Here is a 23,082-nt window from a genome sequence, read left to right as displayed (position 1 = left end):
CCTGGGTGTGCGGAGCGGCTCAGGCCACGGACAGCACGTCGTCCAGCACGATGCTGTGCCGCGTGTGCTCGACCTTGGCCCGGAGGTAGCGCAGGTTCTGGGCGGTGGCGTGCGCACCGGTCGGGACGCGCTCGGCGACCGTCACGTCCAGCCCGGCCAGCTGCGCCTCCTTGTCCGGGTTGTTCGACAGCAGGTGCACGCTGTCCACGCCGAGCGCCGTCAGCATCTGCGCGGCGACGGTGTAGTCCCGCGCGTCCTCCGGCAGCCCCAGTGCGACGTTGGCCTGGTACGTGTCCAGCCCGGAGTCCTGCAGCGCGTACGCGTCGAGCTTGTTGTACAGCCCTATCCCGCGCCCCTCCTGCCGCAGGTACAGCAGGTAGCCGCCGGCCTCGGCGATGCGCTCGACGGACTCGCGTAACTGCGGCCCGCAGTCGCAGCGCGCGGAGCCGAACACGTCGCCGGTCAGGCACTCCGAGTGCATCCGCACCAGGGGCGTGCGGCCCGGTTCGCCGAGCACGATGGCCAGGTGCTCGCCGCCGTCGACCAGGCCGTGGAACGTCACCAGCTCGGCGTCCACGCTGTAGCCGTCACCGAACCGGAGCGGCACGCGCACGCGGGTACGGATAGATGCCTCGGGTGTCTCGTTCATGGCACGGGTCCCTCCGTGACGAGCTGTTCCAGAGCTGTTCCAATTCGAACAACCTGCTGCGCCGACTGTAGACCGGCGTTCGAATTTGAACAAACCCCACCCGCACCGGGGCTATTCCCGCAGCCGCCGGGAGACCTCTCCGAGACCGTCCGCGAGCACCGTGAGCTGCTCGGGGGTCAACACGTCGATCAGTGCCTCACGTACCACCGCCACGTGTCCGGGCGCGGCCTGCTCCAGCTTCTTCCGTCCGGCCTCCGTGAGGACGGCGAAAACCCCGCGCACGTCCGTCGGGCACGACCGGCGCTCGGTCAGCCCGGCCTTCTCCAGCTGGGTCATCTGGTACGTCAGCCCGCTCTTGGAGTTCAGCAGCGCCTCGGCGAGCTCGGTCATGCGCAGCGAACCCTCAGGGGCGGCGGAGAGCCGCACCAGGATCTCGTACTGCGTGTGCGACAGCCCGGCGTCCTCCCGCAGCTGGTGATCGATCCGCCGCTCCACCAGCGCGGTCGCGGCCAAGAAGCCCGTCCAGGCCTTCATCTCCTGATCGGACAGCCACCGCGGTTCGTCACCCATGCCGTGATTCTAACGAGCGAAAATCCGTTGAGATCCATCACGGACCGTCACTACGGTGGCCCGGTGGCTGAGCTGACCCGGGAACAGGCTGCTGAGATGATGCGGGAAGCGGTCCCCGGTGCGCGGGTCCTTGCCGTGGAGCGGATGGACGGCGGCATCGAGACCGGTGCCTATGAGGTCGTCTGCGCAGACCCTCTACAGAACGCTGTAGTGAAGGTCTACGGAAAAGACGACGGATGGAAACTCCTCAAAGAGATCGGCGTCTACCGTCTCCTGCGCGAGAACGCTATAGAGCTGCTGCCGAAGCTCCTCGGAGGGGCCGGTCCGAACGGACTTCTCGGCCTGCCGTACTTGCTGATGAGCAAACTGCCCGGGACCACGGTCGCGGCGATCAGCGGCACCCTCCCCGAGCCCGAACTCAAGGACGTCTACCGCCAGATGGGAGCACTCCTGGCACGGATCCACACGATCGGACAGGAGGCCTACGGCTACCTCACCACGGAAATCCTCGATCCCCAGCCGACCAACGAAGCCCAGATGCAGGCAACGCTTAAGCGCGTTTCACAGAGCTATCTGGACACCACCGGCGATCGAGAACTCTATGAGGCGGCGCACAAGTACGTCGGCGAGCGCGCAGAGCTGTTCTCCCTCTGTAGAGGGCCGGTACTTCTCCACAACGACTTCCACGAGGGGAACGTCATAGTGACGCAGACCCCCGACGGCCCGGTCCTCAGCGGCCTGATCGACGTGGAGAACGCCATGGCCGGGGATCCCATAGCGGACCTCTCCAAGACCCACAGCTACTCCGTCGGCGACAACCGCGCGAAGCTCGACGGACTCTTTGAGGGCTACGGCGAAGTCCCGATCGAATGGGAGCGCAGGTTCCGTCTGTTCCAGGTGATCCACAGCTTCGAGCTCTGGGACTTCTTCTGCGGCATCGGCGTCCAGGACAAGCTGGACCCCATCGCCGAAGAGATACGCGTCCTCATCACCGCCGGCTGATCACCGCGGCGCCAACCCCATCCCCACGGCCAACTCCCGCACCTGCCGGTCGAACCACTCGCCCCGCTCCGAGAACACTCTGTTGAGCCGTCCGAACACTTCGAAGTTCACCGCCCCGAAGACCTGCGTTATCGCACTCAAGACACGCTCAATAACGTGCGAATCCTCGTTGAACCCCATGCCGACCGCGACGGTACGGAGCTCCTCCGCATAGGTGGCGTCCGCTGTGGCGGGGAACACCCCGGCCCCCTCAGAAGTGTCGAGCTTCCCGGCAGCCTCGGCTTCCGCGACGCACCGCGCCATCGCCACCATGGCCCACGACCCCGGCTCGATGGTCTCGTCCGGCGCCAGGTAGCCGGGGATCGGGCTGCCGTAGATGAGCGCGTACTCCGCCGGCCTGGCTATAGCCCAGCGGCGGATGGTGTGGCAGACCGCGAACCAGCGTGACAGGTACGCGTCCCGGCGGTCCACGTCCCCGTCGGCCTTCTCCACGGCCTCGCCCAGGGAGGTGTACGCGTCGATGATCAGCGCGGTCAGTAACTCGTCGCGGCTGGGGAAGTAGCGGTAGATGGCCGACGAGACCATCCCCATGTCCCTGGCGACGGCGCGCAGCGACAGCGCGGCCCCGTCCCGGGTCAGGTGCTCCAGCGCGACCTTCTTGATCTCGCCGGTCATCTCGGCGCGGACCCGGGCGCGAACTGACAGTGCCGGGGTCTTCGCAGGGGTCCGCGCGGGGCCCGAATCCTTTGCGGCGTTCATATCGAGAGTATTGCACACAGGCGAGAGCACTGCTCTTGACAGAGTGCGCCGATCTGGCGCACAGTGATGTCAACAGAGAGCAGTGCTCTCAAAGGGAAGCATCGCACGCCGCTCAGCGGTCGAAGAGGGGTTGGACATCATGGCACTGCACGTCATCGTGGGTGCGGGACCGGTCGGCACGGCCACCGCGAAGGTACTGGCCGAGCGCGGCGAGCAGGTGCGCGTGGTGACGCGCAGCGGCTCCGGCCCGGAGCACGCGAACATCGAGCGGGTGGCCACCGACGCCACCGACGCCGACCGGCTCAGCGCGCTGGCCGAGGGCGCCGCGGCGCTCTACAACTGCGCGAGCCCGGCCTACCACCAGTGGTTCGCCGACTGGCCGCCGCTTGCCGCGGCCCTGCTGACCGCCGCCGAGCGCAGCGGCGCGGTGCTCACCGTCGCCAACAACCTCTACGGCTACGGCCCGGTGACCGGCCCGATCGGCCCCGACACCCCGCTGGCCGCGACCCACCCGAAGCTGAAGCTGCGCGCCGACATGTACCGCGACGCGCTGGCCCGGCACCAGGCCGGCCGGATCCGGATGACCGAGGTCCGGGCCAGCGACTACATCGAGGCCAACTCGATCCTGTCCTACCTGCTGGCCAAGCCGCTGGACAACGGCAAGCGCGCCTACGTGCCGGCGCCGCTGAACGTCAAGCACAGCTGGACCGCGATCGCCGACGTGGCGCGGCTGCTGGCCCTGGTCTCCGGCGACGAGCGGGCCTGGGGCCAGGCCTGGCTGGTACCGACCACCGCGCCGCTGACCGTGCGCGAGCTGTCCGACCGCTACGTCGCCGCCCGCGGCCTGAAGCCGGCGAAGCTGACCCAGCTGCCCTACGCGGTTCTGTGGGGCGCAGGCCTGTTCGACAAGATGTCGAAGGAGCTGCGGGCCACGCGCTACCAGTTCGCGAAGCCCTTCGTCCTCGACAGCACCCTGACCGAGAAGACCTTCGGCCTGGCGCCGACGCCGATCGACGACGTGCTGCGGACCATCCCGGCTTCCGCGGCGTGAGCCGGACGGCGCTTGAGAGCGCCGGCCGCCGTCGGACATGCGCGTCCATCAGCTGTCGATCAAGCTGTCAGTGCCGGTCCGTATGGTGGGGACCGCCTTACCGACCACGGTGAACAGGAGCGCGAACCATGTCCGAGCCCGAGTTGTCAGCCCTGCGTGACGCCGTCCGCGGCGAGGTCCTGCTGCCCGGCGACGACGGCTTCGACGCCGCGCACAAGCCCTGGAACCTGGCCGTCGCCCAGGACGTGCGCGCGGTGGTGACCGCCGCCGACGCCGACGACGTGGCCGCCCTGGTCCGGTACGCGAACCAGGCCGGCGTGCCGATCGCCGTCCAGCCCACCGGCCACGGCGCCTCCGGCACGGCGGCCGGCGCCGTCCTGCTGCGTACCGGACGCCTGGACGAGCTGAGCGTGGACCCCGAGGCGCGCACCGCGCGGATCGGCGCCGGAGTGAAGTCCGGCGCCGTCAACGTCGCGGCCGCCGCGCACGGCCTGGTCGCCAAGCCCGGCAGCTCGCCGACCGTGTCCGTGGCCGGATACACGCTCGGCGGCGGCGTCGGCTTCTTCGCCCGCAAGTACGGCATGTCCTCGGACCACGTGATCGAGTTCGAGGTCGTGGACGCCTCGGGCGAGCATCAGAAAGCGAATGCCGACGAGAACCCCGACCTGTTCCACGCGCTGGCCGGCGGCGGCGGCGACTTCGCGATCGTGACCGCGCTGACCGTCCGGCTGCACGAGGAGGCCGAGCTGTTCGGCGGCACGATGTTCTGGCCGGACGCCCGCGCCGCCGAGTTGTTCGCCGCCTTCCGTGCGGTCACGGCTACTGCGCCGGAGGAGCTGAGCGTCTGGATCTCGCGGGCGCAGTTCCCGGGCGGCGCCCCGGCGATGGTGGCGGTGACGGCGGCGTATCTGGGCTCGGAGAATGACGCCCGCGCGCTGCTGAAGCCCTTCGACGCCGTCGACGGCGCGCTGTCGGGGGAGTGGAAGGCATTGCCGTTCGAGGAGATCGCCGCCATCACCAACGACCCGGTCGACCCCGCCCCGAGCGTGTCGCGCAGCGAGCTGCTCGGCCGCTTCGACGCCGATGTGGTCGCGACGCTGCTTGCCGAGCCGGTCGCCCCGCTGCTGGCGGTCCAGGTGCGGCACCTCGGCGGCGCGCTGACCGGCGCCCGCCCCGGACCGCGCGGCCCGGTCGCGGAGGAGTACCTGGTCTACCTGCTGGGGCTGGCGATCACGCCGGACGGCGGCGCCGCCGTGGCGGCCAGGCAGGCGGAGCTGGTCGCGGCCCTCGGCGACGCGGTGACTGGCACGAAGCTGGCGACGTTCCTGGGGCCGACGGACACCTTCGCCGACACGGTGTCGGCCGCCGAGGCGGAGCGGCTGCGCGCGGTGAAGCAGACCTGGGACCCGCAGGGGCGGTTCGTGGCGAACTTCCCAGTGGCGGAGTAGACAGTGAAGTAGATAGCGGAGTAGGCGCGTGAGGCGGCCCGGGGAGGCCGCCTATCCGTCGTACCGGTCCCGCGCCTCGCGCAGGTTCTCCAGGTTCGCGAACCCCCACTCGCGGCACGCCGCGATCGCCGGCAGCAGGCTGCGCCCGAGCGGCGTGAGCTCGTACTCGACGTGCGGCGGGTTCTCGTCGAACACCGTGCGGGTGATGAACCCGTCGCGTTCCAGCGAGCGCAGCGTCTCGGTGAGCACCTTCGGCGCGACCCGCCGCAGCGGCGCCCGCAGTTCCGTGAAGCGGCGCGGCCCCGCCTCCAGGCAGAGCACGACCATGCCGCCCCACTTGTCGGCGATCCGGAACGGGGACTCGGCCGAGGGGCAGGCGGCGTCGAACATCTCCGGGCTCAGGGCAGCACGCTCATCCACAGGTCGAGCCTAGTTACGTTGCAGTGACTGGGGCGAGCGGTCCTACGGTCGCGGACATGGCGAACATCATCGTTTTCGGAGCCGGCGGTCGCGCCGGACGGCCCACGGTGGCCGAGGCGGCGCGGCGCGGGCACACGGTCACGGCCGTCGTGCGCGACCCGGCCAAGTACCAGGACCTCGCGGCAGGCGGCGTGACCGTCGTCGCCGGCGACGTCACCGACGCCGCGAGCGTCGCCGCCCTCGCGAAGGGCCACGACGTCGCGGTCAACACCGCCGCGGCCATGGACCAGGGCCACTTCGTGGCCGCCGCCCGCGCGCTGGTCGAAGGACTCGGCACGGCCGGAGTCCGGAGGCTGGTCGCGGTCGGCATCGGCGGCGCGCTCGAAGTGGCGCCGGGGGTGCCGGCCTACGACAGCGACGGTCTTCCCGAGGAGGCCCGGGCCTTCTCCCGCAGCCACGCCGCGCAGCTTCCCCTGTTGCAGGCCTCGAACCTGGACTGGGTGGTCCTGGCCCCGCCGCTGGTGTTCCTCGACGAGGGCCCCGGCACCGGCGGCTACCGGCTCGGCGACACCCAGGCGATCCCCGGCGCCGCCACGTTCGCGTACGCCGACCTGGCGCTCGCGCTCGTCGACGAGGCCACGGCGCCGACCCGCTCGCGCGAGATGGCCGCCGTGGCCTGAGCCGTCAGGCGGTCACCAGGTCCCCGGTACGAAACGAAATCCCGAGATCAGCCAACACGGACCGCGCGGCGCGCTGTCCCGACTCCATCGCCCCGTCGATCCCGGCGGTCCCGCGGTGGTCCCCGCACACGTACAGGCCGTGGATCAGCCGTACCGGCCGCCGGAAGTTGTGCGGCGAGGTCATCGCCGGCACCGCGTACGGGAAGTGGTGCACCGCCACGCACTCCCACCGGTCGTCGGCGGCCGAGTACAGCTCGCTGAGCCGGGCCCGCACCTCGCTTTCGAGTTCGGAGGTGCGGGTCCCGGTGTGCCCGACCACGTTCGTGGAGACCAGCGTCCGGCCGTCCGGGCTGCGGCCCGGCACGGCCTGGCTGACCGCCGCCGTGCGCGCCACCGGCGAGCGCGGGTCGGCGTCGACCAGGACTGCCGGCTCCGAGCGCGGCGGCGGCAGCACGGTCGCGTGGTGGAAGGAGGTGACCGAGCGCAGCTGCGGTTCGTGCAGCCCCGGCAGCAGCTCCACCGCCGTGGCCGGGTCCGTCGCCACCACCACCGCCGAACTGCGCAGCACCTCGTCGGCGGTGACCACCCCGTTCGCGTACACCATCAGGACCTCGGTCTCCAGCCGTACCGCCCCGGCCGGCAGCCGCTCGGCCAGCCGCTGCGGTATCGCCGCTATCCCCGGCGCGGGCAGGCACCACCGGCCGCGCACCAGCTGCCGCAGCGCCAGCTCCATCGCCCGGCCGGACACCGGCAGCGCCGGATCGGGCTCGGCGGCGAACGCCTCCAGATACGGCCGCAGGAAGCCGTCCACCACCCGCCGCGACAGCCCCACTTCGGCGACCAGCTCCGCCGCGGACCGCTCCGGGCCGGCCAGGATGGTCTCCGGACGGCTCTGCGCCACCCGCAGCAGCCAGCCGGACTGCCGGCGGCGCTCGGCCGGCGAGCCCAGCGGCGTGCGCAGGACCGTGCCCGCGTGCACCGCGCCGTCGCTGCCGGCGCGGTCGCCGTAGCGGATGCGCTTGCCGTCCAGCTGGAGGTCCACACCGGGCGCGAAACAGCCCAGCTCCAGCTTCGCGTTCTCGCCGTGCTCGACGGAGTTCACCAGGTGGAACCCCTTGTCGACGACGAACCCGGAGACCCTTTCGGTCCCGGCCCTGCCCCCCACCCGGTCGGAAGCCTCGACGACCAGGACGTCCAAACCCGCCTCGTGCAGCCGTCCCGCGGCGTGCAATCCGGCCACTCCGGCGCCGACGACGATCACGTCCGCGTCCGAGTGATGCCGGTGGCTCGGACTTCGCACTGTCACAGGAGCCCCTCCACCCTCTAGAGCCGACCTCCCCGGCGGCGCCTTGTGGGCGCCGCGTGGCTTGCACTGGGCACGGCGAAGCCGGCCGAGCGTCGGCGTTTGTGGAGGAATGCCTACCCCTGCGCCGGTGGCGTACTCTTGCGAAACGCCTGCTGTCTCAGCATTCGAGAACTCAGCGTGTTCGGACCGTCACGCATTTAAGGGAACTGATTTAGCCCAACGCGGCAGCCAGAGCGGCGCGCGGATCCGGGGTGCCGAACGCGAACCCGGACTCCGTGAGCCGGGCCGGCAGCACCCGCTGGCTGCCGGTGAGCTCGTTCGCCATCTGCCCGAACAGCACGCGCAGCGCGAACCCCGGCACCGGCATGACCGTCGGCCGGTGCAGCACATGGCCCAGAGCCTTGGTGAAGGCGCGGTTGGTGACCGGCAGGGGACCGGTGACGTTCACCGCGCCGGTCATGGTGCCGTCCACCGTCAGGGCCATGATGTGCTTGACCGCGGCCAGGTAGTCGGCCATCCCGATGAACGAGAAGTACTGCCGGCCGCTGCCGATCGGGCCGCCGATCCCGGCCTTGAAGAACGGCAGCATCCGGGCCAGCGCGCCGCCGGAGCCGCCCAGGACCACGCCGTTGCGCAGGTGTGCCACCGGGATCCCGGCGTCCTCGGCGGGCTTGGTGGCGGCCTCCCAGTCCCGGCACAGCGCGCCCAGGAAGTCCTCGGAGCCCGGGGACTCCTCGGTGACCGGGGTGGTGCCGGTGTCGCCGTAGAAGCCGATCGCCGACGCGGAAAGCAGGGCCTTCGGCTTGTCGGACAACAGGGCCAGCGAGCGGGCCAGTGTGTCGGTGCCGTGCACGCGGCTCTCGGTGATCTCCCGCTTGTACGCGGCGGACCAGCGCTTGTCGCCGAGGCCCGCGCCGGCCAGGTGCACCACGACGTCGCAGCCCTCGTACGGTTTCGGGTCCGGGTCTCCGAAGGGCGACCAGTGGCGTTCTCCGGCGGCCTCGTCCGGGTGCGTGTGCCGGACCAGGCGGACGATCTCGTGGCCGTCTTCGGTGAGCGCGGCGGACAGCGCCGTGCCGATCATTCCCGTGGAACCGGTGATGGCGATCCGCATATCAGCAGCATAGACCTGTGATCCTCGCCATCCCGGGAGGCGGGTCGCTCCGAAGTTAAGTTAGGCTAACCTAAGTTGGAGACGAGACGACAGAAGCAAGGTGATTCATGAGGTACACAGGCCCCAAGGTGCGCCGGTCCCGCCGGGCCGGGGTGCCGCTGACGGCCAAGGCCGAGCGCGTGATGGTGCGCCGTCCGCTGCCCCCGGGGCAGCACGCGGCCGGCCCGCGCGCCGGGAAGCAGAGCGACTACGGCCGCCAGCTGGCCGAGAAGCAGAAGATCCGCTGGTACTACGACCTGTCCGAGCGGCAGCTGCGGACCTTGTTCGACAAGAACCGGCGGCGCTCCGGGCGGGCCGGCGAGAACGTCATCGCCGCCCTGGAGTCGCGGCTGGCCACGGTGGTGTTGCGGGCCGGCCTCGCGCCGTCGATCTACGCGGCGCGCCAGTTCGTGAACCACGGCCACGTGACCGTGGACGGTGCGAAGGTGGACATCCCCTCCTACGCCGTGCGGCCCGGCCAGGTGGTCGCGGTGCGCGCGAAGTCGCGCCTGATGCCGGCGTTCCAGGCCGCCGCGGCCGGCCAGTACGCCGACGAGCGGACCGCCGCCTACCTGGACGTGCGCCGGGACGAGCTCGCGGTGCTGCTGACCCACGAGCCGAAGCGGGCCGAGGTGCCGGTGCCGTTCGACGAGCAGCTGCTGGTCGAGTTCTACTCGCGCTGAGACACGAAACTGCCCCGGTCCACACGGACCGGGGCAGTTTCTATGAGCTCGTGAGCGCTACAGCCCGAGGTCGGCCTCGAACTTGCCCTCTTCCAGCCGCTCCTTGATCGTGACCAGGAATCGGGCCGCGTCGGCGCCGTCCACCAGCCGGTGGTCGTAGGTCAGCGCCAGGTACACCATCGAGCGCACCGCGATGACCTCGCCGAGGTCGGGGTCGTTGATGACCGCCGGGCGCTTCACGACCGCGCCGGTGCCCAGGATGCCGACCTGCGGCTGGTTCAGGATCGGGGTGTCGAACAGCGCGCCGCGGCTGCCGGTGTTGGTCAGCGTGAACGTGCCGCCGGCCAGCTCGTCGGGCAGGACCTTGTTGGTGCGGGTCCGCTCGGCCAGGTCCGCGATCCCGCGGGCCAGGCCCGCCAGGTTCAGGTCGCCGGCGTTCTTGATGACCGGGGTCATCAGGCCCTTCTCGCTGTCCACCGCGATGGCCAGGTTCTCGTAGTCGTGGTACGTGACCGTGCCAGCCTCGGTGTCGATGACCGCGTTGAGGTTCGGGTGCTGCTTGAGCGCCTCGATCGCGGACAGCGCGAAGAACGGCATGAACGACAGCTTCACGCCCTCGCGCGCCTCGAACTCGCTCTTGGCGCGGGCCCGCAGGCGGGCGACGTTGGTGACGTCCACCTCGACCACGGTGGTCAGCTGCGCCGAGGTCTGCAGCGACTCGAGCATGCGCTTGGCGATCAGCGCACGCATCCGGGTCAGCTTCTCGGTGCGGCCGCGCAGCGGGCTCGGGCTGACCGGGGCCTTGGCGGCCGGGGCCGAAGCCGAGGCTGCGGGTGCGGCGGCGGGAGCCGGCTTGGCCTTGGCCGCGTCGATCACGTCCTGCTTGCGGATCCGGCCGCCGACCCCGGTGCCGGTGACGCTCGCCAGGTCCACGCCGTGCTCGGCGGCCAGCTTGCGGACCAGCGGGGTGACGTAGGCCGCAGCCGGCTCGGAGCCGGCGCCGGGGGCGTCGATGCGGGCCGCGGTGGTGGCCTGCGCGACGACCGCCGGGGTGCCGGGGCGGAACTCGCCGGCCGGGGCCGGAGCGGGCGCCTGGGCGGCGGGGGCCGGGGCCGGGGCGGTCGCGGTGAACGACGGCGTGGCGGCGACGGCCGGGGCCGGCGCGACCGGAGCCGGAGCCGGCGGCGCGACCGGCGGGGTCGCCGGCAGCGGCGCGGGCGCCGGGGGAGCGACCGGCGGGGTGGCCGGAGCCGGAGCGGGCGCCGGCGGCGCGACCGGGGCGGCGGGCGCGGCGGCCGGAGCCGGAGCGGCCGGCGCGGCGGCACCCGGGGCGCCGACCACGGCCAGCTGCGCGCCGATGTCGATGGTCTCGTCCTCGGCGACGTTGATCGCCAGCAGCACACCGGCCACCGGCGAGGGCACCTCGGTGTCGACCTTGTCCGTCGAGACCTCCAGCAGCGGCTCGTCCACGGCCACGGTGTCGCCGACGGCCTTCAGCCAGCGCGTGACGGTCGCCTCGGTGACCGACTCGCCCATCGCCGGCAGGAACACCGGGGTGCCGGCGGCGGCACCGCCGGCCGGGGCCGCCGGGGCGGCCGGGGCGGCAGCGGCGGCAGCGGGGGCCGGGGCGGCGGCGACCGGCGCGGGAGCCGGGGCGGCGACCGGAGCCGGAGCCGGCGCGGGGGCCGGTGCAGCGGCGGGGGCCGGGGCGGGAGCAGCAGGGGCCGGAGCCGGGGCGGCAGCCGGAGCGGCCGCGGCCGGAGCCGCCGGAGCGGCGTCCGCGGTGTCCCCGATGACCGCCAGCTCCGCGCCGACCTCGACCGTCTCGTCCTCGCCGACCTTGATCGACACCAGGAAGCCGGCCGCCGGGGACGGGATCTCGGTGTCGACCTTGTCGGTGGAGACTTCGAGCAGCGGCTCGTCGACCTCGACCCGGTCGCCTTCCTTCTTCAGCCAGCGGGTGATGGTGGCCTCGGTGACCGACTCACCCATCGCGGGCAGAACTACTGAGACCGACATGAGCGCTCTCTATCTCCTTCGCAGAACATTCCGTGCAGAATTCTCAGGGTTTTCCGCAGGCTGTGTCCTGCGGTGTCCATACAGCAGGCTTATCAGTCGTGGACGTGGAGCGGCTTGCCGGCCAGGGCCATCATGGCCTCGCCCAGCGCCTCGGTCTGCGTCGGGTGCGCGTGCACGAGCTGGGCGACCTCCTGCGGCAGCGCCTCCCAGTTGAAGATCAACTGGGCCTCGCCGACGAGTTCACCCATCCGGTCGCCCACCATGTGGACGCCGAGCACCGGGCCGTCGACCTGCTGGACCACCTTCACCTGGCCCGAGGTCTTCAGGATCTTGCTCTTGCCGTTGCCGGCGAGGTCGTAGTTGAACGTCTTCACACCGGTGTCACCGTGCCTGGCCTTGGCCTGCGCCTCGGTCAGACCCATCGAGGCGACCTCGGGGTGGGAGTAGGTGACGCGCGGCACGCCGTCGTAGTCGATCGGCGCGGGGTTCAGGCCGGCGATGTGCTCGGCGACCAGGATGCCCTCGGCGAAGCCGACGTGCGCCAGCTGCAGGGTCGGGATCAGGTCGCCGACGGCGTAGACGCCGGGGACCGAGGTACGGCAGTACTGGTCGACCTTGACGTAGCCGCGGTCCATCGCGACCCCGGCCTCCTCGTAGCCCAGGCCCGCGGAGACCGGGCCGCGGCCGACGGCCACCAGCATCAGGTCGGCCTCGACGGTCTTGCCGTTGGCGATGGAGGCACGGACGCCGTTCTCGGTGTACTCGACGCCCGAGAAGAAGTTGCCCAGCTCGTACTTGATGCCGCGGCGGCGGAAGGCGCGCTCCAGCAGCTTGGAGGAGTTCTCGTCCTCCAGCGGGACCAGGTGCGGCAGGCCCTCGATGATGGTGACGTCGGTCCCGAAGGACTTCCACACCGAGGCGAACTCGCAGCCGATGACGCCGCCGCCGAGGATGATCGCGGAGGCCGGGACGTAGTCGAGCTTGAGCGCGTGGTCGCTGGAGATGACGCGGTTGCCGTCGATCTCCAGGCCGGGCAGCGACTTCGGCACCGAGCCGGTCGCCAGCACCACGTTCTTGCCGGTCACGTTCTGGCCGTTGACCTGCACCGTGTTCGCCGAGACCAGGCGGCCCTCGCCGGCGATGAACTCGATCTTGCGGGCCTTCACAATGCCCTGCAGGCCCTTGTAGAGCTGGCCGACGACGCCGTCCTTGTAGGAGTTCACGGCGGCCATGTCGATGCCCTGGAAGGTGGCCGCGACGCCGAACTGCGCGGCCTCGCGGGTGTTGTCCGCGATCTCGCCGGCGTGCAGCAGCGCCTTGGTGGGGATGCAGCCCCGGTGCAGACAGGTCCCGCCGACCTCGGCCTTCTCGATGAGCGCCACGCTCATCCCGAGGTCCGCCGCCCGGAAAGCACAGGCGTAGCCGCCCGAGCCGCCGCCGAGGATGACCAAGTCGAACTGGTTGTCGCCTGCCACGTGCGTTCCTCTTCTCGCTGCCTGCTGTCGCATTCACCGGTCCGGTTCCGCCCCACACTGACACACTGCTGTGGAAGGGTCAGCAAACGGACGGACGCGGAGTCGCGGGTAGCGCATCCACGACCGGAAAGCCAGTCTAGTCCGCGTGCGGACCCGACTTTCGCCGAGCCCCACGGCCCGGCCAGAGGGAGCAACGATCTTCCGGGAGTGGTTATGCCCCTGTTCCGCCGACGCCGCCCCAGCCTGTCCACTCCGGCACCCGGACCGACCGCCCCGCCGCCCAGCAGGAGATCCACTGAGGAACTGGCTGCGGCGGAAGCGCACCTGAGCGAGTTCGCCCGCAGCCGCGTCGGCGTCGAGGCGTACATAGAGCCGCGCACCGCTGTGACCGACACCACAGTGGTCTTCATCGCGGCGTCCGGGGAGTGGACACGGCGCCGCGTGCGCAGCCCGCAACAGGCGCACGCGCTGGCGCGGGCGCTGGGGATTCCCGCTTACGACGCCGACGTGGTCGGCTACCCGCAGCGCATGCGGGACTGGACGCGCAAGCGCGCCGAGGAGGACAAGCGGCGCTTGGACGGGGTCTGAGGCGCGGGGCGGGGCGGCCCGGCGCGGGCGGCGCGAGGCATTGCGCGGCGGCGGAGTGTGGCCGGCGCAGCGCGACTTAGCGCGATGCCGAGGAGGGGCGGCGTGCTGCGGATTGCGTGAGCCGGTTGTGGGCTGAGGCGCAATTGTCCAGACGGCGCAGCGGGTCGCCGCCCGCGCGTGCCGACGCCATCCGTCGACCCTCTGCCATCCGCCCGCGCTCCGCGCCCGCTCAGTCGCTGTCGTCGTCGGCGGCGATCTTGCAGAACCACGCGTCGGCGCCCTGGAGATCGCCCCGCCTCTCGCAGAGCTGGCCCATCGTGGCGATCGCGTCCTGATACCCGCCGAGCGCGGCCCGGTGGACCAGGTCTTCGCCGCCCTCGTACTCGCCGCGGTGCCACAGCGCCAGGCCCAGCTTGTGGACCGCTTCCAGATTCCCGAGGTCGGCGGCCGACCGCAGCCAGTGCTCCGCCTGCACCGGATCGCTGTGCTTCACCGCGCGCGCCAGATGCAGCATCGCGTCGGAGTCGCCGGCCTCCGCCGCGGCGTGCCAACCCTCGATCCGCTTTTTCTCGTGCCACATGGGGAACTATTCAGCCCCGCGTCGAACGTTCGCCGCAACTCCGCGAGGGCAACACCGTAGGTGGTTCACTGGCCGCATGGCCGGTCATACGGATCTCGTGCTCGAACGGTTCGCCGCCGAGCGGTCCGGGCCCGGGCCTTCGTCCGACGCGGTGTCAAGCGCACGCTGGCCATGGATCAGCGCCCTAATCCACCTTCCCGATCAGCGTCCCCACCAGATACGTGATCCCCATCGCCAACGCCCCGCCGACCACGTTCCGCGCGATCGCCCGCCCCGGCGCCGCCCGCCCCAGCCGCGCGCTGACCCAGCCGGTGGCGACCAGCGCGATCAGCACGCTGACCACCGTCACCGGCACCCGCCAGTCGTGCGGCGGCAGCACGATCGCCAGCAGCGGCAGCATCGCCCCGACGCTGAACGCGACGAAGCTGGCGATCGCCGCGCTCCAGGGGTTGGCCAGGTCGTCGGGGTTGATGCCGAGCTCGGTCTGCGCGTGCGCGCCGAGCGCGTCGTGCGCGGTGAGCTCCTGCGAGACCCGGCGGGCGGTGGTCTCCGTCAGTCCTTTGTCGCGGTACAGGCCGACCAGTTCCTCGAACTCCGCCTCGGGCGACTCGGCCAGTTCCTTGCGCTCCAGCGCCAGGGCGGCCTTCTCGGTGTCGCGCTGCGTGGAGACCGAGACGTACTCGCCGGAGGCCATCGACAGCGAACCGGCCAGCAGTCCGGCGATGCCGGAGGCCAGCAGCGTGGACTGGGTGTCGGTGGCCCCAGCGACGCCGACCACCAGGCCGGCCGTGGAGACGATGCCGTCGTTGGCGCCCAGCACGCTGGCCCGCAGCCAGTTCAGTCGCGCCCCGAGCCCTTCGTGCGGGTCGTGCGCGGGATGCGCGGCGGAATCGCCGGAGTCGCCGGAGTCGCCGAATTCACTGGACTCGATGGAACCGCTGGAATCGGCGGATCTGCCGGGACCGGTGCCGTCGTCCGCGCTCATGGCGACACGCCTACCCGCGAACGCCGAAGCGGTCACCTCCCATGCCGGGAAATGACCGCTTCGGATCAGCGTGAGGCTGGCGGCAAGGCCGCTACTTCCCCGAGCCCAGGTCCTCGGCCAGCTTCACCAGCGTCCGCACCGCGGCGCCGGTCCCGCCCTTCGGCGTGTCGCCGTACGGGGCCTTCTCGTTGAACGAGGCGCCCGCGATGTCCAGGTGCGCCCACTTGATGCCCTCGCCGACGAACTCGCGCAGGAACAGGCCGGCGACCAGCATGCCGCCCATGCGCTGCCCCATGTTCGAGATGTCGGCGCTCTGGGTGTCGATGGTCTCGCGCAGGTACTCCGGCAGCGGCATCGGCCACATGTCCTCGCCGGCGGCCTTCGCGGTCTCCACGATGGTGGTGCGCAGGTCGTCGTCGTTGCCCATGACCGCGGAGAACCGGTCCAGCGCCAGGACCTGCGCGCCGGTCAGGGTCGCGACGTCCAGCAGCAGGTCCGGGCCGTCCTCGCTGGCCCGGGCCAGCGCGTCGGCCATGACCACGCGGCCCTCGGCGTCGGTGTTCATGATCTCGACGGTCTTGCCGCCGTACATGGTGATGACGTCGGAGACCTTCACCGCGCCGCCGCCGGGCATGTTCTCGGCCAGCGACAGGTAGGTGGTGACGTTGACCGGCACCTCCTGGCGCGCCACGGCCAGCGTCGCGGAGAACACCGCGGCCGCGCCGCTCATGTCCGACTTCATGGTGTCCATCGCGTTGGCCGGCTTCAGCGAGATGCCGCCGGTGTCGAACGTGATGCCCTTGCCGACCAGCGCCAGGTGCTTCTTCGCCTTCGGGTGCCGGTAGGTCACGCGCACCAGGCGCGGCGGCTTGGCCGAGCCCTTGCCGATCCCCATGATGCCGCCGTAGCCGCCCTTGACCAGTGCCTTCTCGTCCAGCACCTCGATCGTCAGGGTGGCCAGCCCGGCGTCCTTCACCTCGGCCTGCGCGCGCTCGGCGAAGGTCTGCGGGTACAGGTGCGACGGCGGGGTGTTGATCAGGTCGCGGGCCAGGTTCACGGCGCCGGCGACGGTGGCGGCACGGTCCACGGCCTTCTTCACCGCGGCCTGCTTGGCCGCCGCGGTGACCAGCGTGACCTCGGCCACCGGGCCCTTCGCGTCCTTGCGCGGGGCCTTGAGGCCCTCCCAGGCGTAGGCGCCGAGCAGCACGCCCTCGGCCACCGCGCCGGCCTGCTCGGCGTCCTCGGCCGGCAGCGCGAACACGGCCTTGGCCTTGCCGGCCAGCGACCGGGCCGCGGCGGCGGCCGACTTGCGCAGGGTGTCGGTGCTCGGGTGCCCGCCCTTGCCGGGCTTCTTGCCCAGGCCCACGGCGACGACCAGCGGCGCCTTGACGTCGCCCTGCGCCGGCACCCTGGTCAGCTCGCCGTCCTTGCCGGCTGCGCCGACCAGGTCCAGCGCCTTGGCCAGGGCGCCGCCGTAGGCCGCGTCCACGGCTTCGGCGCCGGGCGCCAGGGCGACGCCCTTGACCCCCTTGGCGGTCTCGGTGGCGTACACGCCGACTACGACGGCGTCCGCCTTGCCGGTCGCGGTAGCGGACAGGGAGATCGAGGTCATCGTTGATCCAGTTCTCGCTAGGACATCTGCAGATTCTGGCGGGGAAGGGGGTCGCCCTTCATTCACACGGTCGAGGCGGCCGTCACCCGGGTCATCGTTACTTTAGGCGACTGTATTCCGTACCGGCATGCCGGGCGAAGCGCCGGGATGACCACCGGCCGCGCGGGCCGGGGCCGCGGCGACGGCGTGCCGGACCGGCCGGCGGCCCTCGCCCGCGGCCCGGCCACGGCGCGTCCTCGGGTATCGTCTCGGCCTGTGACCAGCGATCTGTTGACCTCGCCCCTGCACGCCCGCCACGTCGCCCTGGGCGCGAAGATGTCCGACTTCGGCGGCTGGGACATGCCGATCGAGTACAGCAAGACCGGAGGGGTGCTCAAGGAGCACGCCGCGGTCCGCGAGCAGGTCGGCGTCTTCGACGTCAGCCACCTCGGCAAGGCCTCGGTCACCGGGCCCGGCGCCGCGGCCTTCGTGAACTCCGTGCTGGCCAACGACCTGCAGCGCATCGAGCCCGGCCAGGCCCAGTACACGCTGTGCTGCGACGACGCCACCGGCGGCGTGGTCGACGACCTCATCGCCTACCTCAACGGCCCCGAGGACGTCTTCCTGATCCCGAACGCGGCCAACACCGCCGAGGTCGTCCGCCGCCTGCAGGCCGCCGCCCCCGAGGGTGTCACGATCGAGAACCGGCACCGCGACTTCGGCGTGCTGGCGGTTCAGGGCCCGAAGTCGGCCGAGGTGCTGGCCAAGCTCGGCCTGCCCACCGACCACGACTACATGTCCTTCGCAGTCGCCACCTTCCAGGACGCGCCCCTCACTGTCTGCCGCACCGGCTACACCGGCGAGCACGGCTACGAACTGGTCGCGCCGTGGGACAAGACCGAAGCGTTGTGGGACGCGCTGATCGAGGCCGGCGAGGAGTTCGAGATCCGCGCCTGCGGCCTCGGCGCCCGCGACACCCTGCGCACCGAGATGGGCTACCCCCTGCACGGCCAGGACCTGTCGATGGACATCACGCCGAACATGGCGCGCGCCGGCTGGGCCGTGGGCTGGAAGAAGCCGGCCTTCTGGGGCCGCGAGGTCCTGCTGGCCGAGCGAGAGGCCGGCGCGAAGCGCCTGCTGCGCGGCATCCGCGCCGTGGACCGCGCGATCCCGCGCGCGCACATGGTGGTGAACGACGCCGACGGCAAGCAGATCGGCGAGGTCACCTCTGGAACTTTCTCGCCGTCCCTGCGCGAGGGCATCGGCCTGGCGCTGCTCGACCGCGACCACACCGAGGGCGACACCGTGTACCTGGACGTGCGCGGAAAGGCGGCGGCGTTCACGGTCGTGAAGCCCCCGTTCGTCGACGTCCGCACCCGCGGCTGAGTCCCCGCTCGAGCGATCCGCCCCCGGCCCGAGCGCCGGGGGCGTGCTCGTGGGACCATGGCGGCATGATCAGCGTCCCCCATACCGGCACTGGTGCCGAGCGGCCGACCGGAGAGCAGTACTCGATCAAGGCGGGCGAGTACACCGCCGTGGTGACGGAAGTCGGGGCGGCTCTCAGGTCCCTGCGACTGGACAACCGGGAACTGATCATGGAGTTCCCCGAGGACGGCGTCCCGGTCGGCGGCAGCGGCCAGCTGCTCATCCCCTGGCCGAACCGCATCCGCGACGGCAAGTACACCTTCCGCGGCGTCGAGCGCGAGCTGGAGATCAGCGAGCCGGCCCGCAACAACGCCATCCACGGCCTGACCCGCCACGCCTCCTGGCAGGTGGACACCCACGAAGACTCCCTGCTCCGCCTGACCCTCCGCCTGGAACCGCAGCCCGGCTACCCCTTCCTGCTCGACCTCGTCGCGGAGTACTCGCTGGACGAGGACCAGGGCCTGACGATCACGGTGAGCGCGCGCAACGCCGGCGACTGGGACGCGCCCTACGGCATCGGCTCGCACGCGTACCTGAAGACCGACGGCGGCCTGGACGGCCCGCAGGGCCTGGCCCGCGTCCCGGCCGGCCGCTGGCTGATGGTGGACGAGCGCATGATCCCGCAGTGCGAGGTGCCGGTCGCCGGCACTCCGTACGACTTCCGCGACCGCCGCTCGCTGCGCGGCGTGACGCTGGACACGGCCTACACCGACATCGTCCGCGACGCCGACGGCCGCGCCCGGGTGACCCTGGGCCAGGGCACCGAGGGCGTGACGATGTGGTTCGGCGAGGGGCTGGAGTGGGTCCAGCTGTTCTCCGGCGATCCGCTGGACGAGCCCTACCACCGCTCGGCGCTCGCGGTGGAGCCGATGAGCTGCCCGCCGAACGCCTTCGCGACCGGCAAGGGCGTCATCGACCTGGCCCCCGGCGCCTCGGTGACCCACACCTGGGGGATCGTGGTCGGGGCGGCGTAGCGCGGTGGCGAGCCCGCTGGACCTCCGCTGGAACCACGGCGTCTCCCGCTGGAGCTCGGCGTCGGAGCCGCCGCTCCAGGTGCAGGCGTACGACGAGCGCACGGTGATCCTGCGGCAGAGCAAGAGCACGAACTACGAGGCGCCGTTCATCTACCTGCTGTTCGGCGCCGACCGCGCGCTGCTGCTGGACACCGGGGCCACCGCCGACCCCGCGGTCTTCCCGCTGCGCGAGACGGTCGATTCCCTGGTCGCCGACTGGCTGCGCCGCCACCCGCGCGACGGGTACCACCTCGTGGTCGCGCACACCCACGGCCACGGCGACCACGTCGCGGCGGACGCGCAGTTCGCGGGGCGGCCGGACACGGTGGTCGTCGCGAAGGAGCCGGAGGCGGTCCGCGCGTTCTTCGGCTTCGACGACGCGCGCTGGCCGGACCAGGAAGTCCCGTTCGACCTCGGCGGCCGCGTCCTGCGGGCCATCGGCGCGCCGGGGCACCACGCCGCGGGCGTGGTGTTCCACGACCCCGCGACCGGCTTCCTCCTGACCGGCGACACGGTGTATCCGGGCCGGATCTACGTCGCGGACTTCGCCGAACTGGTGGCCACGCTGAACCGCCTCGTGGCGTTCTGCGCCGCGCACGAGGTGACGTGGGTGATGGGCTGCCACGTCGAGATGACGGACCGGCCGTACCGCGACTACCCGATCGGCTCGACGTACCAGCCGCACGAGCGGGCGCTGCCGATGACGGTCGCGCAGCTGACCGCGTTGCGGGACGCGGCGGTGCGGGTCGAGGGTCGTCGCGGTGCGCACCGGTTCGCGGACTTCATCGTGTTCTCCGAGCCCGCGGGGCTGGCGAAGATCCTGTTTCAGGCGCGGGGATTCCGGGCTCGGGTGCTTGGTCGTTAGCGGCCGGCCAGAACCACCAGCGCCGCGGTGAAGCCGACTTCGACGAGGGCGCCCAACACGTCCCCGGTGATCCCTCCGAAGCGGCGGATCGTGTGGCGCAGCAACGCTGTTGACGCTGCGATGCCCACCACGACCGCAGCCGGCCAGAGCAGCCAGCGCGCGCCATCATGGCTCACGCAGAACCCTGCGACGCCCGCCGCGACCAGCGCCCCGGCCGACGCCGCGCCGACCGCCGCCCGCGACACGCTCCCCGCGACCCACGCCCCGAGGCCGTCGGGCCGGGCCGAGGGGACGCCGGGGCGGCAGGCCCAGGTCACCGTGAGGCGTCCGGTGACGCAGGCCACTGCGATCGCGCAGGCTCCGTACCACGCGCCATGCCGGCTCCAGGCGCTCGCGAGGAGCAGCACCTGCCCGAGCAGTGCCAGGACGAGCGTGATGACGCCGAACGGGCCGATGTCCGAGGCCTTCATGATGCGCAGCGCATCGGCGGCGGGCTTCGCCGAGCCCAGGCCGTCGGCGGTGTCGGCGAGGCCGTCGAGATGCAGTCCGCGGGTCAGTGCGGCCAGCGTCGCCACTCCGCCGACCGCCGCCACGACGGGACTGGATGTCCACCACCCGAAGCCCGCGCCGACCGCCCCCGCCGCCGCGCCGAGCACGGCGCCGACCACTGGCGCGGAGGCCATCGCGCGTCCGGCCACTGACCGGTCGACGTCGCGGGGCGGTCCGACGGGCAGCGCGGTCAGGGTCGAGAAGGCGAGACGGAGGCCGGAGAGCGCGGTCATGCTGCCGTCATGGCGCGGTGCTCCGAGTTCGCGGCGGCCTGCCGGAAGCCCCCGCGCCGAGAGTTTTCGCGGCAGAACCCCTCGCGCCGAGAGCCTTCGCGCTCGGAAGCCCGCGCGCCGAACTCCCGCGCGCCGAACTCCCGCGCGCCGGAAGCCTGCGCGCCGGAAGCCTGCGCGCCGGAAGTCCGCTCGCCGAAGGCCCCGACGCCGAACTCCCTCACACCCGCGACCGCAGCACCGGCTCCGGAATCCCGGCCTCGCCGAACGTCGCCAGCTCCGTGGCCAGCGCGGCGGCGGCCTTCAGCATCGGCAGCGCCAGCAGTCCGAGCGCCCCTTCGGCCTGGCGCACGTCGTAGCCCTCGACCAGCGGCTCCAGCGACAGCCGGTCCAGCGCCGCCTTGTGCGCGGGCTCCGGCGACAGTGCGCCGGCCAGCAGCCACTGCGGCGAGCGGTAGGCGATGCGCTGCACGAGCATCGCGCACGCGGTGGTCGTCACGCCGTCCAGCAGCACCGGCACGCGCCGGATCACGGCCTGCAGCAGGAAGCCGGTCAGCGCGGCGAAGTCGCGGCCGCCGACCTTCGCCAGCAGGTCCATCTGGTCGCCGAGCACGGGACGGCCGCGGCGCATCGCGTCGCGCACCGCCGCGCACTTGCGCATCCAGGCCGCGTCGTCCACGCCCGAGCCGCGTCCGGTCACCGCCGCCGCGTCCTTGCCGGTCAGGACCCCGGACAGGACCGAGGCCACGGTGCTGCCACCCACGCCGACCATGGCCGGGATCAGCACGTCGGCGCCGGAGTCGGCCTCGGCGTCGGCGATCGCCATGCCGAGCCGGAACGCCTCCTCGGTCTCCTCGCGGGTCGCGGCGTCCTCCTTGTCGATGCGGCCCGATGGACGGCCGACCGTGACGTCGACCACGCGCACCGTCGCGCCGTGCAGCCGGGCCAGCACGCCGACCGCGCCGCCGCCGTCCTCGATCTGCTTCACCCGCGCCGCGGTGACGGCCAGCGCCTGCTCCGGCGCCGTCGCCGACACGCCGAGCGAGGCCACGCCGTGGTCGCCGGCGAACACCACGACCCGGGCCCGCTCGATCGGCCGCGCCTGCCCCTCGCCGCGCGCGCCAGCCAGCCAGACCGCCAGCTCCTCCAGCCGCCCGAGCCCGGCGGCCGGGACCGCCAGCTCGGCGAGCCGGGTCCGCAGCGTTTCGCGCGCCGCCTCGTCGGGGCGCTCGGCCTGGTCGGCGAGCTTGTCGAGGTTCAGCGGCTCGGGACCGGCCGGGGCGTCGGCGGACTCGGCGGAGACGTCGGGCTCGTCGGCGGACTCGGCGGCCGGATCCGCGGCCGAATCGCTGGTCTCGATGACGGTCTCGGTCTCGACCGCTGCCTCGACGACCTCGACGGGCTCGGGCTGGTCGGCCGATTCGGGGGTGGTGTTCTCGGACGCGTTCATGGTGCCGAACAGCCTAGCGGCGGCGCACCGCGCACGGGGAAGCCCTACTTCACCCCGACCGCGATCCCCGCCACCATCAGCACCACCGCGTCCGAAGCCGCCGCGATCCGCTGGTTCAGCCGCCCCTGCTCGTCCCGGAACCGCCGCACCCCGGCGCTCTCCGGCACGATCCCGAGCCCGACCTCGTTGCTCACCGCCAGCACCGGCACCGCCGCCGCCCGCCAAGCCGCGTCCAACTCGTCGAACCGCGCCGCCAGCTCCTGCTCCCCGCCGTCGCGCCACGCCTCGTCGTCCCACGCCCCGACCTGGTCCATCATCGCGGTCAGCCACAGCGTCAGGCAGTCCACCAGCACCGGCCGGGTCGCGGCGCGCAACACCGCCGCGACATCCGTCGTCTCCACGGTCTCCCACGAGTCCGGCCGCTGCTTCTGATGCCGCCGCACTCGCTCGGCCCAGTCCTCGTCACCCTCGCGGTGGCCACCGGTCGCGACATACACGGCGTCATCAGCCAGCCGGGTGAGTCGGCGCTCGGCCTCGGCGGACTTCCCCGAGCGCGCGCCGCCAAGGATCAACGTGCGCGTTATGTTATTC

General features: G+C 72.1%; 24 protein-coding genes. 9 read left to right on the top strand and 15 right to left on the bottom strand.

All coding sequences use genetic code 11. The features are described 5' to 3' along the window. Window positions 1-19: 19 nt before the first annotated feature. Window positions 20-649 carry a GTP cyclohydrolase II gene (ribA, locus tag ABH920_RS10335; protein ID WP_370348681.1) on the bottom strand — a complete coding sequence of 210 codons (630 nt, stop codon included), beginning with the start codon at window positions 647-649 and terminating at the stop codon, window positions 20-22. A gap of 111 nt (window positions 650-760) precedes the next feature. Then, window positions 761-1,219, bottom strand: coding sequence for a MarR family winged helix-turn-helix transcriptional regulator (locus tag ABH920_RS10330; RefSeq protein ID WP_370348680.1), 459 nt, complete (start codon window positions 1,217-1,219; stop codon window positions 761-763). A gap of 63 nt (window positions 1,220-1,282) precedes the next feature. Here ABH920_RS10330 and ABH920_RS10325 point away from each other — a divergent pair, with 63 nt between their 5' ends. Further along, window positions 1,283-2,221, top strand: a complete 939-nt coding sequence (locus ABH920_RS10325; RefSeq protein WP_370348679.1) for a phosphotransferase family protein — start codon at window positions 1,283-1,285, stop codon at window positions 2,219-2,221. Here the strand turns inward: ABH920_RS10325 and ABH920_RS10320 are convergent, their stop codons facing one another. Further along, window positions 2,222-2,980, bottom strand: a complete 759-nt coding sequence (locus ABH920_RS10320) for a TetR/AcrR family transcriptional regulator (protein ID WP_370348678.1) — start codon at window positions 2,978-2,980, stop codon at window positions 2,222-2,224. A 139-nt stretch (window positions 2,981-3,119) separates the two neighbouring features. Between ABH920_RS10320 and ABH920_RS10315 the strand changes: the two genes are divergently transcribed. Next, window positions 3,120-4,031: an NAD-dependent epimerase/dehydratase family protein gene (locus ABH920_RS10315; RefSeq protein WP_370348677.1), complete on the top strand. Its 912-nt coding sequence runs from the start codon at window positions 3,120-3,122 to the stop codon at window positions 4,029-4,031. Window positions 4,032-4,159: 128 nt separating this feature from the next. Continuing rightward, window positions 4,160-5,479, top strand: coding sequence for an FAD-binding oxidoreductase (locus ABH920_RS10310; RefSeq protein ID WP_370348676.1), 1,320 nt, complete (start codon window positions 4,160-4,162; stop codon window positions 5,477-5,479). Between the two features lie 51 nt (window positions 5,480-5,530). On the opposite strand, the gene ABH920_RS10305 is transcribed toward ABH920_RS10310, so the two are convergent. Beyond that, complete coding sequence (locus ABH920_RS10305; protein ID WP_370349024.1) at window positions 5,531-5,869, bottom strand: winged helix-turn-helix transcriptional regulator; 339 nt, start codon at window positions 5,867-5,869, stop codon at window positions 5,531-5,533. Window positions 5,870-5,955: 86 nt separating this feature from the next. Between ABH920_RS10305 and ABH920_RS10300 the strand changes: the two genes are divergently transcribed. Beyond that, window positions 5,956-6,579 carry an NAD(P)-dependent oxidoreductase gene (locus ABH920_RS10300; RefSeq protein ID WP_370348675.1) on the top strand — a complete coding sequence of 208 codons (624 nt, stop codon included), beginning with the start codon at window positions 5,956-5,958 and terminating at the stop codon, window positions 6,577-6,579. 4 nt (window positions 6,580-6,583) lie between these two features. Here ABH920_RS10300 and ABH920_RS10295 read toward each other — a convergent pair whose 3' ends face one another. Next, entirely contained in the window at window positions 6,584-7,885 is a 1,302-nt protein-coding gene (locus tag ABH920_RS10295; protein ID WP_370348674.1) for an NAD(P)/FAD-dependent oxidoreductase, read from the bottom strand. Between the two features lie 211 nt (window positions 7,886-8,096). Beyond that, window positions 8,097-8,999, bottom strand: a complete 903-nt coding sequence (locus ABH920_RS10290) for a TIGR01777 family oxidoreductase (protein ID WP_370348673.1) — start codon at window positions 8,997-8,999, stop codon at window positions 8,097-8,099. 107 nt (window positions 9,000-9,106) lie between these two features. Between ABH920_RS10290 and rpsD the strand changes: the two genes are divergently transcribed. Next, window positions 9,107-9,721, top strand: coding sequence for a 30S ribosomal protein S4 (gene rpsD / locus ABH920_RS10285; protein WP_370348672.1), 615 nt, complete (start codon window positions 9,107-9,109; stop codon window positions 9,719-9,721). Between the two features lie 57 nt (window positions 9,722-9,778). Here the strand turns inward: rpsD and sucB are convergent, their stop codons facing one another. Further along, window positions 9,779-11,740, bottom strand: coding sequence for a 2-oxoglutarate dehydrogenase, E2 component, dihydrolipoamide succinyltransferase (gene sucB / locus ABH920_RS10280; protein WP_370348671.1), 1,962 nt, complete (start codon window positions 11,738-11,740; stop codon window positions 9,779-9,781). 92 nt (window positions 11,741-11,832) lie between these two features. After that, entirely contained in the window at window positions 11,833-13,248 is a 1,416-nt protein-coding gene (gene lpdA, locus ABH920_RS10275) for a dihydrolipoyl dehydrogenase (protein ID WP_370348670.1), read from the bottom strand. 180 nt (window positions 13,249-13,428) lie between these two features. Between lpdA and ABH920_RS10270 the strand changes: the two genes are divergently transcribed. Beyond that, on the top strand, window positions 13,429-13,803 hold the full coding sequence (locus ABH920_RS10270) for a hypothetical protein (RefSeq protein WP_370348669.1): 375 nt from the start codon (window positions 13,429-13,431) through the stop codon (window positions 13,801-13,803). 229 nt (window positions 13,804-14,032) lie between these two features. On the opposite strand, the gene ABH920_RS10265 is transcribed toward ABH920_RS10270, so the two are convergent. The 3 genes from ABH920_RS10265 to ABH920_RS10255 form a co-directional block, all read right to left on the bottom strand. Beyond that, the gene (locus ABH920_RS10265; protein ID WP_370348668.1) at window positions 14,033-14,383 is read right to left on the bottom strand and encodes a hypothetical protein; all 351 of its coding nucleotides are present in this window, start codon (window positions 14,381-14,383) and stop codon (window positions 14,033-14,035) included. Window positions 14,384-14,567: 184 nt separating this feature from the next. Continuing rightward, window positions 14,568-15,368, bottom strand: coding sequence for a VIT family protein (locus tag ABH920_RS10260; protein WP_370348667.1), 801 nt, complete (start codon window positions 15,366-15,368; stop codon window positions 14,568-14,570). 91 nt (window positions 15,369-15,459) lie between these two features. After that, window positions 15,460-16,980 (bottom strand): leucyl aminopeptidase, encoded by a 1,521-nt coding sequence (locus ABH920_RS10255; RefSeq protein ID WP_370348666.1) that lies wholly within the window; start codon window positions 16,978-16,980, stop codon window positions 15,460-15,462. Window positions 16,981-17,235: 255 nt separating this feature from the next. Between ABH920_RS10255 and gcvT the strand changes: the two genes are divergently transcribed. From gcvT to ABH920_RS10240, 3 genes are all read left to right on the top strand, one after another. Then, window positions 17,236-18,345, top strand: a complete 1,110-nt coding sequence (gene gcvT, locus ABH920_RS10250) for a glycine cleavage system aminomethyltransferase GcvT (RefSeq protein ID WP_370348665.1) — start codon at window positions 17,236-17,238, stop codon at window positions 18,343-18,345. A 65-nt stretch (window positions 18,346-18,410) separates the two neighbouring features. Beyond that, window positions 18,411-19,358 (top strand): aldose 1-epimerase family protein, encoded by a 948-nt coding sequence (locus ABH920_RS10245; RefSeq protein WP_370348664.1) that lies wholly within the window; start codon window positions 18,411-18,413, stop codon window positions 19,356-19,358. Between the two features lie 4 nt (window positions 19,359-19,362). Beyond that, window positions 19,363-20,262, top strand: coding sequence for an MBL fold metallo-hydrolase (locus ABH920_RS10240; protein ID WP_370348663.1), 900 nt, complete (start codon window positions 19,363-19,365; stop codon window positions 20,260-20,262). Here ABH920_RS10240 and ABH920_RS10235 read toward each other — a convergent pair. The 4 genes from ABH920_RS10235 to cobU are packed head-to-tail and all read right to left on the bottom strand — an operon-like array spanning window position 20,259 to window position 23,063. Further along, a complete protein-coding gene (locus tag ABH920_RS10235) occupies window positions 20,259-21,044 on the bottom strand; it encodes an adenosylcobinamide-GDP ribazoletransferase (RefSeq protein WP_370348662.1) in 786 nt (261 codons plus the stop codon). The genes ABH920_RS10240 and ABH920_RS10235 overlap by 4 nt on opposite strands. Continuing rightward, window positions 21,041-21,265: a hypothetical protein gene (locus ABH920_RS10230; protein ID WP_370348661.1), complete on the bottom strand. Its 225-nt coding sequence runs from the start codon at window positions 21,263-21,265 to the stop codon at window positions 21,041-21,043. The genes ABH920_RS10235 and ABH920_RS10230 overlap by 4 nt, the downstream gene beginning before the upstream one ends. Continuing rightward, window positions 21,262-22,491, bottom strand: a complete 1,230-nt coding sequence (locus ABH920_RS10225) for a nicotinate-nucleotide--dimethylbenzimidazole phosphoribosyltransferase (protein ID WP_370348660.1) — start codon at window positions 22,489-22,491, stop codon at window positions 21,262-21,264. The genes ABH920_RS10230 and ABH920_RS10225 overlap by 4 nt, the downstream gene beginning before the upstream one ends. Before the next feature lie 44 nt (window positions 22,492-22,535). Further along, window positions 22,536-23,063: a bifunctional adenosylcobinamide kinase/adenosylcobinamide-phosphate guanylyltransferase gene (gene cobU, locus ABH920_RS10220; RefSeq protein ID WP_370348659.1), complete on the bottom strand. Its 528-nt coding sequence runs from the start codon at window positions 23,061-23,063 to the stop codon at window positions 22,536-22,538. Window positions 23,064-23,082: the final 19 nt, after the last annotated feature.

Source organism: Catenulispora sp. EB89, from assembly GCF_041261445.1.
GTDB lineage: Bacteria > Actinomycetota > Actinomycetes > Streptomycetales > Catenulisporaceae > Catenulispora.
Note: the sequence above shows the minus strand (reverse complement) of the source record. Positions and strands in the feature narration are given on the sequence as shown.

Coding starts and splice junctions, on each gene's coding strand:
- lpdA (WP_370348670.1), bottom strand. CDS start 13,248: ATGCGACAGCAGGCAGCGAGAAGAGGAACGCACGTGGCAGGCGACAAC.
- ABH920_RS10290 (WP_370348673.1), bottom strand. CDS start 8,999: ATGCGGATCGCCATCACCGGTTCCACGGGAATGATCGGCACGGCGCTG.
- ribA (WP_370348681.1), bottom strand. CDS start 649: ATGAACGAGACACCCGAGGCATCTATCCGTACCCGCGTGCGCGTGCCG.
- ABH920_RS10320 (WP_370348678.1), bottom strand. CDS start 2,980: ATGAACGCCGCAAAGGATTCGGGCCCCGCGCGGACCCCTGCGAAGACC.
- ABH920_RS10255 (WP_370348666.1), bottom strand. CDS start 16,980: ATGACCTCGATCTCCCTGTCCGCTACCGCGACCGGCAAGGCGGACGCC.
- ABH920_RS10235 (WP_370348662.1), bottom strand. CDS start 21,044: ATGACCGCGCTCTCCGGCCTCCGTCTCGCCTTCTCGACCCTGACCGCG.
- ABH920_RS10270 (WP_370348669.1), top strand. CDS start 13,429: ATGCCCCTGTTCCGCCGACGCCGCCCCAGCCTGTCCACTCCGGCACCC.
- ABH920_RS10260 (WP_370348667.1), bottom strand. CDS start 15,368: ATGAGCGCGGACGACGGCACCGGTCCCGGCAGATCCGCCGATTCCAGC.
- ABH920_RS10315 (WP_370348677.1), top strand. CDS start 3,120: ATGGCACTGCACGTCATCGTGGGTGCGGGACCGGTCGGCACGGCCACC.
- ABH920_RS10305 (WP_370349024.1), bottom strand. CDS start 5,869: ATGTTCGACGCCGCCTGCCCCTCGGCCGAGTCCCCGTTCCGGATCGCC.
- rpsD (WP_370348672.1), top strand. CDS start 9,107: ATGAGGTACACAGGCCCCAAGGTGCGCCGGTCCCGCCGGGCCGGGGTG.
- sucB (WP_370348671.1), bottom strand. CDS start 11,740: ATGTCGGTCTCAGTAGTTCTGCCCGCGATGGGTGAGTCGGTCACCGAG.
- ABH920_RS10300 (WP_370348675.1), top strand. CDS start 5,956: ATGGCGAACATCATCGTTTTCGGAGCCGGCGGTCGCGCCGGACGGCCC.
- ABH920_RS10225 (WP_370348660.1), bottom strand. CDS start 22,491: ATGAACGCGTCCGAGAACACCACCCCCGAATCGGCCGACCAGCCCGAG.
- ABH920_RS10330 (WP_370348680.1), bottom strand. CDS start 1,219: ATGGGTGACGAACCGCGGTGGCTGTCCGATCAGGAGATGAAGGCCTGG.
- ABH920_RS10310 (WP_370348676.1), top strand. CDS start 4,160: ATGTCCGAGCCCGAGTTGTCAGCCCTGCGTGACGCCGTCCGCGGCGAG.
- ABH920_RS10245 (WP_370348664.1), top strand. CDS start 18,411: ATGATCAGCGTCCCCCATACCGGCACTGGTGCCGAGCGGCCGACCGGA.
- ABH920_RS10265 (WP_370348668.1), bottom strand. CDS start 14,383: ATGTGGCACGAGAAAAAGCGGATCGAGGGTTGGCACGCCGCGGCGGAG.